This window comes from Pseudomonas arsenicoxydans, from assembly GCF_006438915.1.
GTDB lineage: Bacteria > Pseudomonadota > Gammaproteobacteria > Pseudomonadales > Pseudomonadaceae > Aquipseudomonas > Aquipseudomonas arsenicoxydans_A.
In genome coordinates this window covers 365,853-381,107 of record NZ_RCZE01000004.1, presented here as the reverse complement: position 1 = coordinate 381,107, position 15,255 = coordinate 365,853, and the positions used below count along the sequence as shown (strand labels likewise).

Below are 15,255 nucleotides of genomic sequence, written 5' to 3'. Positions count from 1 at the left end.
GGGCTGAATTACTTGGTTTTCTTTGGAATCCGCACGAGCTGGGTATTGGAGTACATGTCATGCCAGCTGCGTTTCTGCTTATCAAATAATGGCCAGATAAACCCCAGTCCCACGCACAGCCAAGAAGCAATCGACACCACAAAGCGCAACAACGCCTGCCACAAGCTGATGGACGAGCCATCGGCATTCTGCACCCGGATGCACCACACCTGCATGCCGAGGGTTTGCCCCGACCAGGTCCAGAACTTGGCGAAGAAGCCGAACAGCACAAAGAGCAGCACGGTCGAGAGCAGCGGATCACCGTCCAGCGCACCGGCTTCGGTCAGCCTGCGCATTTTTTCTTCGCCGAGGATCGCCATCTGGATCATCTTGTAAACGCCGCTGGTGACGATCAGTAGGGCGGTACACAACAGGAAGTCATAGAACATCGCTGCCAGGCGACGACCCAGGGTGGCGGCGGGAAAGTTGCCCTGGGGGTTGAGCAGGTGTTTCGACATGGCAGCCTCTGGGCGGAAAAAGAAGCCATTTTACGGATTTACGCGCACAAAAAAGCCCCTGATGTCAGCATCAGGGGCTTTTTCGTAACAGAAGATTAGGCTTCTGCTTGAACCTCGTCAGCCTGCATGCCTTTCTGGCCTTGCACAGCAACGAAAGTCACTTTCTGGCCTTCTTTCAGGCTCTTGAAACCGTTGCCCTGGATGGCGCGGAAATGCACGAACAGATCCGGACCGCTTTCAGGCGTGATAAAACCAAAACCTTTCTCGTCGTTAAACCACTTGACGGTACCGCTCTGACGTGTGGACATTTCTTCTTCCTTTGACACAAAAAATTAATGACAGTCTCCTTCTCGTGAAAGAGTACTGGGGCTGGTTGCAGGAGAGTAAGAAGACGTCGAACGGGATGTAGCTAACTTGTAGGCTACTGCCCAGGTCACGATTCCAAGCGACCCATGCAAACACAGTGAACAAACTCTACGCCAACTACGGGAGAAAAAACAAGCCCCGTCAGAGGCCCGGTTTTGCTCAGGTTGAGCGTACTAGTCGACCCACTAGTGTTGTCTTATTCTTTGTCGCGGTTCAATTATTTTCGATCGTTATAAGCAACGTTCATAAACGAAGGTCGGTTATAAACATATGCACTGTTTTATGGCGGTTGCGTTACACATTAGTGCACTGTTAACGCAACCGCGTTACTTATAGAAACAGTCAATCAACCGCGATAGTAGCGTTGTGCAACAAATGGCATTTTGCTTACAAGCAAAGGCACCTTTTTCCCTCGGACAATCGCCCATACGGGTGTGTCGATGGCGATATAAGCGCTGTCGAGGTAACCCATGGCCAAAGGAGCGCCCAAGGTCGGACCGAAGCCGCCACTGCAAACGGCGCCGATGATGTCGCCGGCTTCGTTGACGATTTCCGCGCCTTCACGCACAGGCGTACGTTCCTGGGGCAGCAAACCGACGCGTTTGCGGCTGACGCCACCTTGTTGTTGTGCGAACACGGTTTCAGCGCCAGGGAAGCCGCCGGCCCGCGCGCCATCGGCACGACGAGGCTTGGAGATGGCCCACAGCAGGCTCGCTTCGATCGGGGTGGTCTCGGTGTTCATGTCGTGGCCGTAGAGGCACAGGCCGGCTTCCAGGCGCAGCGAGTCGCGAGCGCCAAGGCCGATGGCCTCTACCTCAGGTTCAGCCAACAGGGCACGCGCCAAGGCTTCAGTGTTGGCGGCCGGTACCGAGATTTCGAAACCGTCTTCACCGGTGTAGCCCGAACGGCTGACAAAGCAGTCCACGCCCAGCAGTTTCACGCGGGCGAACTGCATAAAAGTCATCTTCGACACTTCAGGCGCCAGGCGTGCGAGCACTGTGACGGCGGCCGGGCCTTGCAGGGCCAGCAACGCGCGTTCTTCGAACAGCGGTTCGATAGTGCACTGCTCGCCGATGTGCTTGCGCAGGTGTGCCAGGTCTTGATCCTTGCAGGCCGCGTTGACCACCAGGAACAGTTCGTCGTTACCGAGGTTGGCAACCATCAGGTCGTCGAGGATGCCGCCGTTTTCGTTGGTGAACATCGCGTAGCGCTGCATGCCCACTGGAAGGTCGATAATGTCCACCGGCACCAGGGTTTCCAGGGCCTTGGCAGCATTGGCGCCGGTCAGGCGGATCTGGCCCATGTGCGACACATCAAACAGCCCGGCCTGATCACGGGTGTGCTGGTGTTCTTTCATCACGCCGAGTGGGTATTGCACCGGCATGTCATAGCCGGCGAACGGCACCATGCGTGCGCCGAGTTCGATGTGCAGTGCGTGCAGCGGGGTTTTCAGCAATTGTTCGGTGGACATATTCAGCTCCTGAAAAAGTGTGCCGTGCGCGTGAGCATCAGCACTCGATAATGTTGACCGCCAAACCGCCGCGGGCGGTTTCTTTGTATTTGCTTTTCATGTCGGCGCCGGTCTGGCGCATGGTGCGGATGACCTTGTCGAGGGACACGAAGTGCTGACCGTCGCCGCGCAGGGCCATGCGTACCGCGTTGATCGCCTTGACCGAGCCCATGGCGTTGCGCTCGATGCAAGGCACCTGCACCAGTCCGCCAATCGGGTCGCAGGTCAGGCCGAGGTTATGTTCCATGCCGATTTCGGCGGCGTTTTCCACTTGCTGCACGGTCCCGCCAAGGACCTCGCACAAGGCGCCGGCGGCCATGGAGCAGGCCACCCCGACCTCACCCTGGCAGCCTACTTCGGCGCCGGAGATCGAGGCGTTTTCTTTATAGAGAATGCCGATGGCCGCAGCCGTCAGCAGGAAACGTACGACGCCGTCTTCGGTCGCACCGGGAATGAAGCGCATGTAGTAATGCAACACCGCCGGAACGATCCCGGCCGCACCGTTTGTGGGTGCGGTGACGACGCGTCCGCCGTTGGCGTTTTCTTCGTTGACCGCCAAGGCGTACAGGTTGACCCAGTCCAGCACCGACAGCGGATCGCGCAACGACGATTCCGGGTTTTTGCACAATTGCCGATGCAGTGCCGCCGCGCGACGTTTGACCTTCAAGCCGCCGGGCAAGATGCCTTCGTTGCGGCAACCGGCATCGACGCAGTCTTGCATCACTTGCCAGATCTTCAGCAGGCCGGCGCGGGTTTCCGCTTCCGGGCGCCAGGCGCTTTCGTTGGTCAGCATCACCTGGCTGATGGACAGGCCGTAGGTGGTGCAATGACTGAGCAAGTCCTTGGCACTTTTGAACGGGAACGTCAGCGGCGTGGCGTCTTCGACGATGCGGTCAGCGCCAGCGGCGTCTTCATCGACCACAAAACCACCACCGACTGAGTAGTACTCGCGGCTGCGGATCTGCAGGCCGGCGGCGTCGAAGGCGCGAAAGATCATGCCGTTGGGGTGATAGGGCAATGGTTTGCGAATCATTGCCAGGTGTTCTTTCTCGTTGAACGCAATGCTGTGTTCACCGAGCAGGTTCAAGCGACCGTTGCCACGAATCTCTTGCAGGCGGGCGGCGACGGTTTCGGTATTCACGGTGTCCGGGTGTTCACCTTCCAGGCCAAGCAACACAGCCTTGTCGCTGCCGTGTCCCTTGCCGGTGGCGCCGAGCGAGCCGTAGAGCTCGACTTTGACGCAGGTGGTGGCGGCCAACAGCCCTTCGCGGCGCAAGCCTTCGGCGAAACGCGCAGCTGCGCGCATCGGGCCGACGGTGTGGGAGCTGGAGGGGCCGATGCCAATCTTGAACAGGTCGAACACGCTTAACGACATGGTTGTTCTCCGGTTTCTTGTTATAGGAATTCACGGAATCTGGTGCTTTGCACCGACCCTGTGGGAGCGGGCTTGCTCGCGAATGCGGTGGATCAGGCAATGTTGATGGTGACTGATCCACCGCATTCGCGAGCAAGCCCGCTCCCACAAGGGGTATGCGGTGTTCCTGGATGTGGGGGCGAGCAAACCCGCCCCCTTATCCGTTTAAGCGTAGCTTTCGATCGACGGGCAAGCGCACACCAGGTTGCGATCGCCAAACACGTTGTCGACGCGACCGACCGGCGGCCAGTATTTGCCTTCGATCAGGGAGGCAACCGGATACACCGCTTGCTCGCGGCTGTACGGATGCGTCCACTCGCCAACGATCTCTGCCGCCGTGTGCGGAGCGTTCTTCAGCGGGTTGTCGTCCTTGTCCAGCGTGCCGTTTTCCACCGCGCGGATTTCTTCGCGGATGCGGATCATGGCGTCGCAGAAGCGGTCCAGTTCTTCCTTGGATTCGCTTTCGGTCGGCTCGATCATCAACGTGCCGGCGACCGGGAACGACATGGTCGGGGCGTGGAAGCCGAAGTCGATCAAACGCTTGGCGACGTCATCAACGCTGATGCCGCTGCTGTCTTTCAACGGACGCAGGTCGAGGATGCATTCGTGCGCGACCAGGCCGTTGCTGCCGGTGTACAGAACCGGGTAATGCTCTTCCAGGCGACGGGAAATGTAGTTGGCGTTGAGGATTGCCAGCTGCGAAGCGCGTTTCAGGCCGGCGCCGCCCATCATCCGAATGTACATCCAGGTGATCGGCAGAATGCTCGCGCTGCCGAACGGTGCCGCGCAGACCGCGCCTTCCTTGCGTTCCATCTGGGCGTGGCCCGGCAGGAACGGAGTCAGGTGCGATTTCACGCCAATCGGGCCGACGCCCGGGCCGCCACCGCCGTGCGGAATGCAGAAGGTTTTGTGCAGGTTCAAGTGCGACACGTCGCCGCCGAACTTGCCCGGCGCGCAGAGGCCTACCATCGCGTTCATGTTGGCGCCGTCGATGTACACCTGGCCGCCGTTGTCATGAATGATGCCGCAGATTTCGCGGATGCCTTCTTCGAACACGCCGTGGGTCGACGGGTAAGTGATCATCAGCGCAGCGAGGTGTTCGCGGTGCTCGATGGCCTTGGCGCGCAGGTCTTCGATGTCGACGTTGCCGCGTGCGTCGCAAGCGGTCACGACCACACGCATGCCGGCCATGTTGGCGGTGGCCGGGTTGGTACCGTGGGCGGACGACGGGATCAGGCAGATGTCGCGACGGTCTTCGCCACGGCTCTGGTGATAGGCGCGAATGGCCAGCAGACCGGCGTATTCGCCTTGCGAACCGGCGTTCGGTTGCAGCGAGATCGAGTCGTAGCCGGTCGCTGCGCAGAGCATCGCTTCCAGTTCGTCGGTCAGTTGCTGATAGCCGGCGCTTTGCTCGGCCGGAGCGAACGGGTGCAAGGCACCGAATTCAGCCCAGGTCACCGGGATCATTTCGCTGGCAGCGTTGAGTTTCATGGTGCACGAACCCAGCGGGATCATGGTGCGGTCCAGTGCCAGGTCCTTGTCGGCCAGCTTGCGCAGGTAGCGCATCAGCTCGGTTTCCGAGTGATAGCGGTTGAACACCGGGTGGCTGAGGATCGGCGATTGACGCACCAGAGCGGCCGGAATGGCGCTGACCACGGCAGCGGCGAGGGCGGCGAAATCTGGCAGGGCTTTGCCGTCAGCCAGCAGGCTCCACAGGGTTTCCACGTCTGCTTGCGAAGTGGTTTCGTCGAGGGACAGGCCCAGGCGTTCAGCATCAACGACGCGCAGGTTGATCTGTTGGGCGTGAGCCTTGTCGTGCAGCTTGGCGGTGTTAGCGCCGGTCTTGATCGTCAGGGTGTCGAAGAAGCTTTCCTGCTCGACGTTCAGACCGATGGCTTTCAGGCCTTTGGCCAGAATCGCGGTCAGGTGATGCACGCGGTTGGCGATCTGCGTCAGGCCTTTCGGGCCGTGGTACACGGCGTACATGCTGGCGATGTTGGCCAGCAGCACTTGCGCGGTGCAGATGTTACTGGTGGCCTTCTCGCGACGGATGTGTTGTTCGCGGGTTTGCATGGCCAGGCGCAGGGCCGGCTTGCCGAAACGGTCCACCGAAACACCGACCAGACGGCCCGGCATGTCGCGCTTGAACGCATCTTTAGTAGAGAAGTACGCCGCGTGCGGGCCACCGAAGCCCAGCGGAACGCCGAAACGCTGGGCGCTGCCGATGGCCACGTCGGCACCGAATTCACCCGGTGGGGTCAGCACGGTCAGGGCCAGCAGGTCTGCGGCCACCGCCACCAGGGCGTTGGCGGCGTGGAAGCGGTCGGTCAGTTCGCGGTAATCGAACACGTCACCGTTGCTGGCCGGGTACTGCAGCAGGGCGCCGAAGAACGGCGTCACGTCGGTCAGTTCGAGTTCGTCGCCAACCACCACGTCGATGCCCAGCGGCTCGGCACGGGTGCGCAGTACGTCGAGGGTCTGCGGGTGGCAATGCACGGAAGCGAAGAAGGCGTGGCTGCCCTTGTTCTTGCTCAGGCGTTTGCAGAAGGTCATGGCTTCGGCAGCAGCGGTGGCTTCGTCGAGCAAGGACGCGTTGGCAATCGGCAGGCCGGTCAGGTCGCTGATCAGGGTCTGGAAGTTCAGCAGCGCTTCGAGACGGCCCTGGGAAATTTCTGGCTGGTACGGGGTGTAGGCGGTGTACCAGGCCGGGTTTTCCAGCAGGTTGCGCAGGATCGGCGACGGCGTGTGGGTGCCGTAGTAGCCCTGGCCAATGTAGGTCTTGAACAGTTGGTTCTTGCCGGCGATGGCTTTGATCGAAGCGAGGGCTTCAGCTTCGCTCAAACCGTCTTCCAGGCCCAGCACGCTGGTGCCCTTGATGCTGTCCGGGATAACGCTGGCGCTCAGGGCTTCCAGCGAGTCGAAGCCGAGGCTGTTGAGCATGGCTTGCTCGTCACCGGCACGCGGGCCGATGTGACGGGCGATGAATTCGTTGGCGGTGGTCAGATTTATAGTCATGTCGGTGCTCCTCAGGCTTCGGCTTGGGCTTTGATCAGGCGGTCGTAGGCGTCCTGGTCCAGCAGTTTGGCGACGGCAGAGGCGTCGCTTGGCTGGAAGCGGAAGAACCAGCCTTCGCCCAGCGGATCTTCGTTGACCAGTTCAGGGCTGCTGTCGAGTGCCGGGTTGACTTCCAGCACTTCACCGTCGAGTGGCATGTAGACACCGCTGGCGGCTTTTACCGATTCCACGGTGGCGGCTTCAGCGCCTTTGTCGTAGGACTGCAGCTCAGGCAGTTGTACGAAAACCACGTCGCCCAAGGCGTTCTGTGCGAAAGCGGTGATGCCGACAGTAACGGTGCCGTCAGCTTCGGTGCGCAGCCATTCGTGATCTTCAGTAAAACGCAAATCGCTCATGAGAACTCCTAAGGGGGCCAGACTCGTCTGGTGGACGCTATTGAATGCTTGGGCAAAAAAGCCCTGTTATGACGGACTACATAGCAAGAACACGGCCAATGTTGGTTTTGTCTTTATTTATCAGTGGTTTGGGGTGTTTTGCGGAGCGATGGAATTCGCCAGCTGTAGCGAAATCGATACGGGCAAAGTCAGGGAAGAAAGCCGAGGTGGATCAAAGCCTTGCACAGCCGTGATCGGGGAGGTGTGTAGCGATATCGTTCCGCTGTAGCGCTTTCAGTACAGATGGAGGTCGTTTTTGGAGCGAGATTTTCAGGACACGCAAAACCCTGTGGGAGCGGGCTTGCTCGCGAAGGCGTAGTGTCAGGCAACAATGATGGTGACTGACCCACCGCTTTCGCGAGCAAGCCCGCTCCCACAGGGGTACTGCGGTGGCTGGGGGATTTCAGGGCTTGTTGGGTATGCCGTACTTGCGCAACCGATGGGCAATCGCCGTATGGGACGTTTGCAGGCGGCTGGCCAGTTGGCGGGTCGAGGGGTAGCTGACGTAGAGTTTTTCCAGCAGGGTTTTCTCGAACTCTTCCATCGCCTGTTCGAGGCTATCGACGTCGCTGTCACTCTGGCGTGCCACCGAAGTGCCGGCAATGTCGAGGTCGCCGATGTCGACCAGCGTACTTTCGCAAATCGCCGCCGCGCGGAAGATTACGTTCTGCAATTGCCGCACGTTGCCCGGCCAGCGATTGCCCAGCAGCGCCGGGTAGGTACCCGGTGCCAGCCGACAGACCGGACGCTGGATTTGCGCGCAGGCCTGCTGCATGAAGTAGCGGGCGAGCAACAGAATGTCCTGGCCACGTTCGCGCAGCGGCGGGACTTCAACGTTGAGTACGTTGAGACGGTAAAACAGGTCTTCGCGGAAGCTGCCTTCGCTGACCATTTTTTCCAGGTCGCGGTGGGTGGCGCTGAGGATCCGCACATTGACCTTGACCTCACGATCACCGCCGACCCGGCGGAAACTGCCGTCATTGAGAAACCGCAGCAGTTTCGCCTGCAGGTACGGCGACATCTCACCGATTTCATCCAGAAACACCGTGCCCTGGTTGGCCAATTCCATCAGCCCCGGTTTGCCGCCTCGTTGCGCGCCGGTAAACGCACCGGGGGCATAGCCGAACAGTTCACTTTCGGCGAGGTTCTCCGGCAATGCCGCGCAGTTCAACGCGAGAAAGGGCGAACTGTGCCGGGCGCTGATGGCATGGCAGGCCCGGGCGACCAATTCCTTGCCAGTGCCGGTTTCGCCCTGAATCAATAGCGGTGCGTCGAGGGCCGCCACCCGTTGCGCGCGAGCCTTGAGGGTGCGAATCACCGGCGATTCGCCGAGCAAAGAATCGAACCCTTCGGCGTGGTCATGGTGCAGCGCCGAGAGGCGTTCGCCGATGCGGTTGGGTTGATACAAGGTCAGCAGGGCGCCCGCGTCGGTGATCGGTGTGGCGTCCAGCAGCAAGGTCTGACCGTTGACCGTGATTTCCCGCAGCGGCAAGCGAAAGCCCTGTTCCAGCAAGGCGTCGAGCAGCGCCGGGTCGGCAAACAGTTCGGCGATGCTTTCACCCGCCGGTTCACGCCCGTAGAGCGCAATCAATGCCGGGTTGGCCAGCAACACTTTGCCGGCACTGTCCAGCGCCAGGACCGGGTCGGTCATGGCCGCGAGCAAGGCATCCAGTTGCAGGTGGCGGCGCTGGCCGGGAAGGATGTCGACCACCTTCACCGCTTGCACGCCACGCACGCTGAACAGCGCATCGCGCAGCTCTTCGAGGACTTCCGGACTCAGGGTCGGGGCGTCGATGTAAACGTTGGGCGGGACCATTTCCACCGCATCCAGATTGAGATTGCGCCCACCGAGCAGGGCCAGGACTTCCTGGGTAATACCGACGCGGTCGATGAAGCTGACGTGGATACGCATGGGGCGGTTTTTTGTTCTGGAATGCGGAGGGGCGCAAGTATGCCTTGGGGCGGGCGAATGGTGAAATCCTGCGCGGGATTTCAGAGCCTGCACCAAACCCATGTGGGAGCGGGCTTGCTCGCGAAGGCGGTGGGTCAGTCACCATCAACGTCGACTGATACACCGCCTTCGCGAGCAAGCCCGCTCCCACAGGAACAGTGGGCTATTCGAATTTCTCGAGGTCTACCGGGTCGCCGGATTTCATGTCGAGCTGCACCCGAATGTCTTCAAACATCAAATCGTAATGCTTGTGGACCGAGCCGATCTGGCTGTGTTCCTTTGGAATGCCGTACTTCTCGGCGATTCTCGTCACGTTGCTGGCGAAGTTGTAGGCCTCAACTTTGGGCAGGAAGAAGGTCTCTTTCATGTCCTTTCCCTGAATGCTGCCATGCATGGTGAACTGAATGCCTTTTTCCCCTTTGGGATTTTTGCTGACTTCATAGTCGAGGCAAATGTTGTAACTGACATCATCCGGGGTCAGCGCGTGACGCTCGATGTGCAAGTGGCCTGGCTGAAACTGTGCCATAGACGTCTCTCCCTACAAGTAAGTAATGCCAGGTTTCGCCGTGCTGATGCGCGTACCTGCCTTGCCCTGGACGATCGCTTCAATGTCCGAGAGTGAACCGATTACCGCGGTTTTTCCAGTGTGACGGGCGAACTCGCAAGCTGCCTGAACCTTGGGTCCCATGGAACCTGCGGCGAAGCCGAGTTTCTCCATTTCGTCCGGGTGAGCCTGGCCGATGGCTTTCTGGGTCGGCTTGCCGTAGTCGATGAAGGCGGCGCTGACGTCGGTGGCGATCACCAGGATATCGGCTTCGAGTTGTTCGGCGAGCAGCGCCGAGCACAGGTCTTTATCGATCACCGCTTCGACGCCTTCCAGTTTGCCGGGGGCGGTGTACAGGGTCGGGATGCCGCCACCGCCGGCGCAGATCACGATGCTGCCTTTTTCCAGCAGCCATTTGATCGGGCGAATCTCGAAGATGCGTTTTGGTCTTGGGCTGGCCACCACACGACGGTATTTGTCGCCGTCCGGGGCAATCGCCCAGCCTTTCTCTGCGGCTAGTTTTTCCGCTTCGGCCTTGGCATACACCGGACCGATCGGTTTGGTGGGGTTCTGGAACGCCGGGTCGTTGGCGTCGACTTCGACCTGGGTGAGCAGGGTGGCGAACGGCACTTCGAAGTCCAGCAGGTTGCCCAGTTCCTGTTCGATGATGTAGCCGATCATGCCTTCGGTTTCGGCACCGAGCACGTCCAGCGGGTAAGGGGACACCGAGGTGTAGGCCGCGGCTTGCAGCGACAACAGGCCGACCTGCGGGCCATTACCGTGAGCGATCACCAATTGGTTGCCGGCATGGATCTTGGCGATTTGTTCGGTGGCGATACGGATGTTGGCGCGCTGGTTGTCCGCGGTCATGGGTTCACCACGGCGGAGCAGGGCGTTACCGCCCAGAGCTACGACGATACGCATAATGGCAATCCTTTCAATCAAAGAGGTTGCGAGCAACTCGGTCTCCCTGTGAAACCCGNGAGCACGTCCAGCGGGTAAGGGGACACCGAGGTGTAGGCCGCGGCTTGCAGCGACAACAGGCCGACCTGCGGGCCATTACCGTGAGCGATCACCAATTGGTTGCCGGCATGGATCTTGGCGATTTGTTCGGTGGCGATACGGATGTTGGCGCGCTGGTTGTCCGCGGTCATGGGTTCACCACGGCGGAGCAGGGCGTTACCGCCCAGAGCTACGACGATACGCATAATGGCAATCCTTTCAATCAAAGAGGTTGCGAGCAACTCGGTCTCCCTGTGAAACCCGGTCCAATGTGGGAGCGGGCTTGCTCGCGAAGGCGGTGCATCAGACAACATCAATGTCGACTGACACTCCGTCTTCGCGAGCAAGCCCGCTCCCACATTGACCGTGTTTTGTCAGTGGGAGCCGGGTGAGACTGTTAGATATCCGCCAACGCCGACACCAATATCGCCTTGATGGTGTGCATGCGGTTTTCCGCTTGCTCGAAGGCGATGTTGGCCGGCGATTCGAAGACTTCTTCAGTCACTTCAACGCCATTGGCCAGGTGCGGATAACGCGCGGCGATGTCCTTGCCGACCTTGGTTTCGCTGTTATGGAACGCCGGCAGGCAGTGCATGAACTTCACGCGCGGGTTGCCCGAGGCTTTCATCATTTTCGCGTTGACCTGNGTGGGAGCCGGGTGAGACTGTTAGATATCCGCCAACGCCGACACCAATATCGCCTTGATGGTGTGCATGCGGTTTTCCGCTTGCTCGAAGGCGATGTTGGCCGGCGATTCGAAGACTTCTTCAGTCACTTCAACGCCATTGGCCAGGTGCGGATAACGCGCGGCGATGTCCTTGCCGACCTTGGTTTCGCTGTTATGGAACGCCGGCAGGCAGTGCATGAACTTCACGCGCGGGTTGCCCGAGGCTTTCATCATTTTCGCGTTGACCTGGTACGGCAGCAGTTGCTCGATGCGCTCGTCCCACGCTTCCACCGGCTCACCCATCGACACCCAGATGTCGGTGTGGATGAAGTCCACGCCTTTCACCGCTTCTTTCGGGTCTTCGGTGATGGTGATGCGCGCGCCGCTTTCTTCGCCAAAGGCTTTGCACTGGGCGATGAAATCCGCGTGTGGCCATAGGGCTTTCGGTGCGGCGATGCGCACGTCCATGCCCAGTTTGGCGCCGATCATCAGCAGCGAGTTGCCCATGTTGTAGCGCGCATCGCCGAGGTAGGCGTAGCTGATTTCATGCATCGGCTTGTCGCTGTGCTCACGCATGGTCAGTACGTCGGCGATCATTTGCGTCGGGTGGAATTCAGCGGTCAAACCATTGAACACCGGCACGCCGGCAAACTTGGCCAGCTCTTCGACGATTTCCTGTTCGAAGCCACGGTACTCGATGGCGTCGAACATCCGCCCCAGCACGCGGGCGGTGTCTTTCATGCTTTCCTTGTGGCCGATCTGCGACGACACCGGGTCGATGTAGGTGACGTGGGCCCCTTGGTCATGGGCCGCAACTTCGAAGGCGCAACGGGTGCGGGTCGAGGTTTTTTCGAAGATCAGCGCGATGTTCTTGCCTTGCAGATGTGGACGCTCGGTGCCGGTGTACTTGGCGCGCTTGAGGTCCCGGGACAGGTCGATCAGGTAGTTGAGCTCGCGAGTGGTGTGGTGCATCAAGCTCAGCAAGCTGCGGTTGCGCATATTAAAAGCCATGGTGGATCTCCTTAAGTTTCGGTTATCCCCCGACCTCACGCTTTATGAGGGTGAGGTCGGGCACACAAATTAATAGTCGATAGGGTCGCGAATGATCGGGCAGGTCATGCAGTGACCGCCGCCGCGTCCACGCCCCAGTTCGCCGGCGCTGATGGTGATGACCTCGATACCTGCCTTGCGCAGCAAGGTGTTGGTGTAGGTGTTGCGGTCATAGCCGATGACCACGCCCGGCTCCAGGGCCACCACGTTGTTGCCGTCATCCCATTGCTCGCGTTCGGCGGCGAAGCTGTTGCCACCGGTTTCGACGATGCGCAGTGTTTTAAGGTTGAGGGCCTTGGCCACGGTGTCGAGGAAGCTGGTTTCTTCACGTCGGATGTCGATGCCGCCCGGTTTGCTCTCATCAGGACGCAGGGTGAAGGCGACGATCTGGTTCACCACTTCCGGGAAGATCGTGACCAGGTCGCGGTCGCAGAAGCTGAACACGGTGTCCAGGTGCATCGCGGCGCGGGATTTCGGCAGGCCGGCGACGATGACTTTTTCGACGGCTTTGTGTTTGAACAGGTTGAGCGCCAGTTGGCCAATGGCCTGACGGGACGAACGTTCGCCCATGCCGATCAGCACCACACCGTTACCGATTGGCATCACGTCGCCGCCTTCAAGGGTGGAGCTGCCGTGATCCTGGTCCGGGTCGCCGTACCAGATCTCGAATTCGGCGTTGGTGAACTGCGGGTGGAATTTATAGATGGCAGTGGCCAGCAGGGTTTCCTGACGGCGTGCCGGCCAATACATCGGGTTCAGGGTCACGCCACCGTAGATCCAGCAGGTGGTGTCGCGGGTGAACTGGGTGTTCGGCAGTGGCGGCAAAATGAAGCTGGAGTGGCCGAGGAAGTCGCGGAACATCTGGATGGTCTTGCCACCGAAGCTGTCCGGCAGGTCATCGGCGGAGACACCGCCAATCAGGAACTCGGCGATATGTCGCGGCTCCAGGCTTTTCAGCCAGGATTTCACTTCGTTGATCAGGCCCAGGCCCACCGAGTTGGCGGTGACCTTGCGATCCAGGATCCAGTCCAGCGCTTCGGGGATGGCGACGATGTCGGTCAACAGGTTGTGCATTTCCACAACGTCGATCCCGCGTTCGCGCATCTTGGTGACGAAGTCGAAGTGGTCACGCTTGGCTTGGGCGACCCACAGCACATCATCAAACAGCAGTTCGTCACAGTTGTTCGGGGTCAGCCGCTGGTGGGCCAGGCCGGGGGAACAAACCATGACTTTGCGCAGTTTGCCGGCTTCGGAATGCACGCCGTATTTAACTTTTTCCGTGGTCATTACAGTGATCCTCCAGATGACAAATTATTCAGGTGTTACAGGGTCAGGAAGCCGGAATACAGCCCATAGGCCGCCACCACGGCACCGATGATCACGGCTGCAAAAATCAGCTTCTCGACGTTGGTGAAAACAGGTTTGCCCAGTTCTCGCTTGGCCTTGGCGAACAGGATCACGCCGGGCGCATAGAGCAGGGCGGACAGCAGCAGGTATTTGGTGCCGCCGGCGTAGACCAGCCAGACTGCGTAGATCACCGAGATGGCACCGATCAGCAGGTCCTTGGTGCGTTCGCCCGAGGCGTTTTCATAGGTCTCGCCGCGCACTGCCAGCAGCAGCGCGTATGCCGCCGACCACAGGTAAGGCACCAGAATCATCGAGGTGGCGAGGTAGATCAGCGACAGGTAGGTACTGGCCGAAAACAGGGTGATGATCAGGAACAGCTGGACCATGGCGTTGGTCAGCCACAGGGCGTTGACCGGCACGTGGTTGGCGTTTTCCTTGCGCAGGAACTCCGGCATGGTGTGGTCCTTGGCGGCGGCGAACATGATCTCCGCACACAACAGCACCCACGACAGCAAGGCTCCCAGCAGCGAGATGATCAAACCGACGCTGATCAGCACCGCGCCCCAGTCACCGACCACATGCTTGAGCACGGCCGCCATCGACGGGTTCTGCAGCTTGGCCAGTTCCGGTTGGGTCATGATCCCCAGGGACAACACGTTAACCAGCACCAGGAACAGCAGCACAGTGATGAAGCCGATGACGGTGGCTTTACCTACGTCGCTGCGTTTTTCGGCGCGGGCCGAGAAAATGCTCGCGCCCTCGATGCCGATGAACACCCAGACGGTGACCAGCATCATTTTGCGCACCTGGTTCATCACGCTGCCCAGGTCCGGGTTTTTCACGCCCCAGATGTCGGCGGTGAAGATGTCCAGTTTGAAGGCGAAAATGGCGATCAACACAAACAGCACCAGCGGCACGATCTTGGCGACAGTGGTCACCAGGTTGATGAACGCCGCTTCCTTGATCCCCCGCAACACGAGGAAATGCACGGCCCAGAGCAACACCGATGCACCGATGATGGCTGCCACCGTGTTGCCTTCACCGAAAATCGGGAAGAAGTAGCCGAGGGTACTGAACAACAGAACGAAGTAGCCGACGTTGCCCAGCCAGGCACTGATCCAGTACCCCCAGGCGGAAGAGAAACCCATGTAGTCGCCGAAACCGGCCTTGGCGTAGGCATACACCCCGCCATCCAGATCAGGCTTGCGGTTGGCCAGGGTCTGAAAGACAAAGGCCAGCGTGAGCATGCCGACGGCGGTAATGGCCCAGCCAATCAGGACCGCGCCAACGTCCGCACTGGCGGCCATGTTTTGTGGCAAAGAGAAGATCCCGCCACCAATCATTGAGCCGACAACCAGTGCAACCAATGCGCCGAGTTTCAGTTTTCCGGGGGATTCAGACATCGCATGACTCCAGTGCAGGAGAAGAGAGACAACAGAGTAGTTCTGTTAGCTGTTC

At 59.8% G+C, this 15,255-nt stretch carries 12 protein-coding genes and 2 pseudogenes; all 14 read right to left on the bottom strand.

Annotated elements, in window-relative coordinates; genetic code table 11:
* Nucleotides 1-8: 8 nt before the first annotated feature.
* Entirely contained in the window at nucleotides 9-497 is a 489-nt protein-coding gene (locus tag EAH78_RS10870) for an RDD family protein (RefSeq protein ID WP_140667535.1), read from the bottom strand.
* 95 nt (nucleotides 498-592) lie between these two features.
* A complete protein-coding gene (locus tag EAH78_RS10865) occupies nucleotides 593-805 on the bottom strand; it encodes a cold-shock protein (protein ID WP_003227496.1) in 213 nt (70 codons plus the stop codon).
* Between the two features lie 404 nt (nucleotides 806-1,209).
* Nucleotides 1,210-2,334: a glycine cleavage system aminomethyltransferase GcvT gene (gcvT, locus tag EAH78_RS10860; RefSeq protein ID WP_140667534.1), complete on the bottom strand. Its 1,125-nt coding sequence runs from the start codon at nucleotides 2,332-2,334 to the stop codon at nucleotides 1,210-1,212.
* A 37-nt stretch (nucleotides 2,335-2,371) separates the two neighbouring features.
* Complete coding sequence (locus EAH78_RS10855) at nucleotides 2,372-3,748, bottom strand: L-serine ammonia-lyase (protein ID WP_123432940.1); 1,377 nt, start codon at nucleotides 3,746-3,748, stop codon at nucleotides 2,372-2,374.
* Between the two features lie 204 nt (nucleotides 3,749-3,952).
* The gene (gene gcvP, locus EAH78_RS10845; RefSeq protein ID WP_140667533.1) at nucleotides 3,953-6,802 is read right to left on the bottom strand and encodes an aminomethyl-transferring glycine dehydrogenase; all 2,850 of its coding nucleotides are present in this window, start codon (nucleotides 6,800-6,802) and stop codon (nucleotides 3,953-3,955) included.
* An 11-nt stretch (nucleotides 6,803-6,813) separates the two neighbouring features.
* A complete protein-coding gene (gcvH, locus tag EAH78_RS10840) occupies nucleotides 6,814-7,197 on the bottom strand; it encodes a glycine cleavage system protein GcvH (RefSeq protein ID WP_140667532.1) in 384 nt (127 codons plus the stop codon).
* Between the two features lie 442 nt (nucleotides 7,198-7,639).
* Nucleotides 7,640-9,148: a sigma-54-dependent transcriptional regulator gene (locus EAH78_RS10830; protein ID WP_140667531.1), complete on the bottom strand. Its 1,509-nt coding sequence runs from the start codon at nucleotides 9,146-9,148 to the stop codon at nucleotides 7,640-7,642.
* A gap of 202 nt (nucleotides 9,149-9,350) precedes the next feature.
* A complete protein-coding gene (locus EAH78_RS10820; RefSeq protein ID WP_140667530.1) occupies nucleotides 9,351-9,713 on the bottom strand; it encodes a DUF5064 family protein in 363 nt (120 codons plus the stop codon).
* Nucleotides 9,714-9,725: 12 nt separating this feature from the next.
* The gene (gene arcC / locus EAH78_RS10815; RefSeq protein ID WP_140667529.1) at nucleotides 9,726-10,655 is read right to left on the bottom strand and encodes a carbamate kinase; all 930 of its coding nucleotides are present in this window, start codon (nucleotides 10,653-10,655) and stop codon (nucleotides 9,726-9,728) included.
* A gap of 47 nt (nucleotides 10,656-10,702) precedes the next feature.
* A pseudogene (locus EAH78_RS10810) lies at nucleotides 10,703-10,939 on the bottom strand (carbamate kinase); the annotation flags it as partial.
* Nucleotides 10,940-11,130: 191 nt separating this feature from the next.
* Nucleotides 11,131-11,385 (bottom strand): annotated as a pseudogene (locus tag EAH78_RS10800) (ornithine carbamoyltransferase); the annotation flags it as partial.
* Nucleotides 11,386-11,400: 15 nt separating this feature from the next.
* Nucleotides 11,401-12,411, bottom strand: coding sequence for an ornithine carbamoyltransferase (locus EAH78_RS10795; RefSeq protein ID WP_140667528.1), 1,011 nt, complete (start codon nucleotides 12,409-12,411; stop codon nucleotides 11,401-11,403).
* Between the two features lie 69 nt (nucleotides 12,412-12,480).
* Nucleotides 12,481-13,737 carry an arginine deiminase gene (gene arcA / locus EAH78_RS10790; RefSeq protein ID WP_140667527.1) on the bottom strand — a complete coding sequence of 419 codons (1,257 nt, stop codon included), beginning with the start codon at nucleotides 13,735-13,737 and terminating at the stop codon, nucleotides 12,481-12,483.
* A gap of 35 nt (nucleotides 13,738-13,772) precedes the next feature.
* Complete coding sequence (arcD, locus tag EAH78_RS10785) at nucleotides 13,773-15,200, bottom strand: arginine-ornithine antiporter (protein WP_140667526.1); 1,428 nt, start codon at nucleotides 15,198-15,200, stop codon at nucleotides 13,773-13,775.
* Between the last annotated feature and the right edge of the window lie 55 nt (nucleotides 15,201-15,255).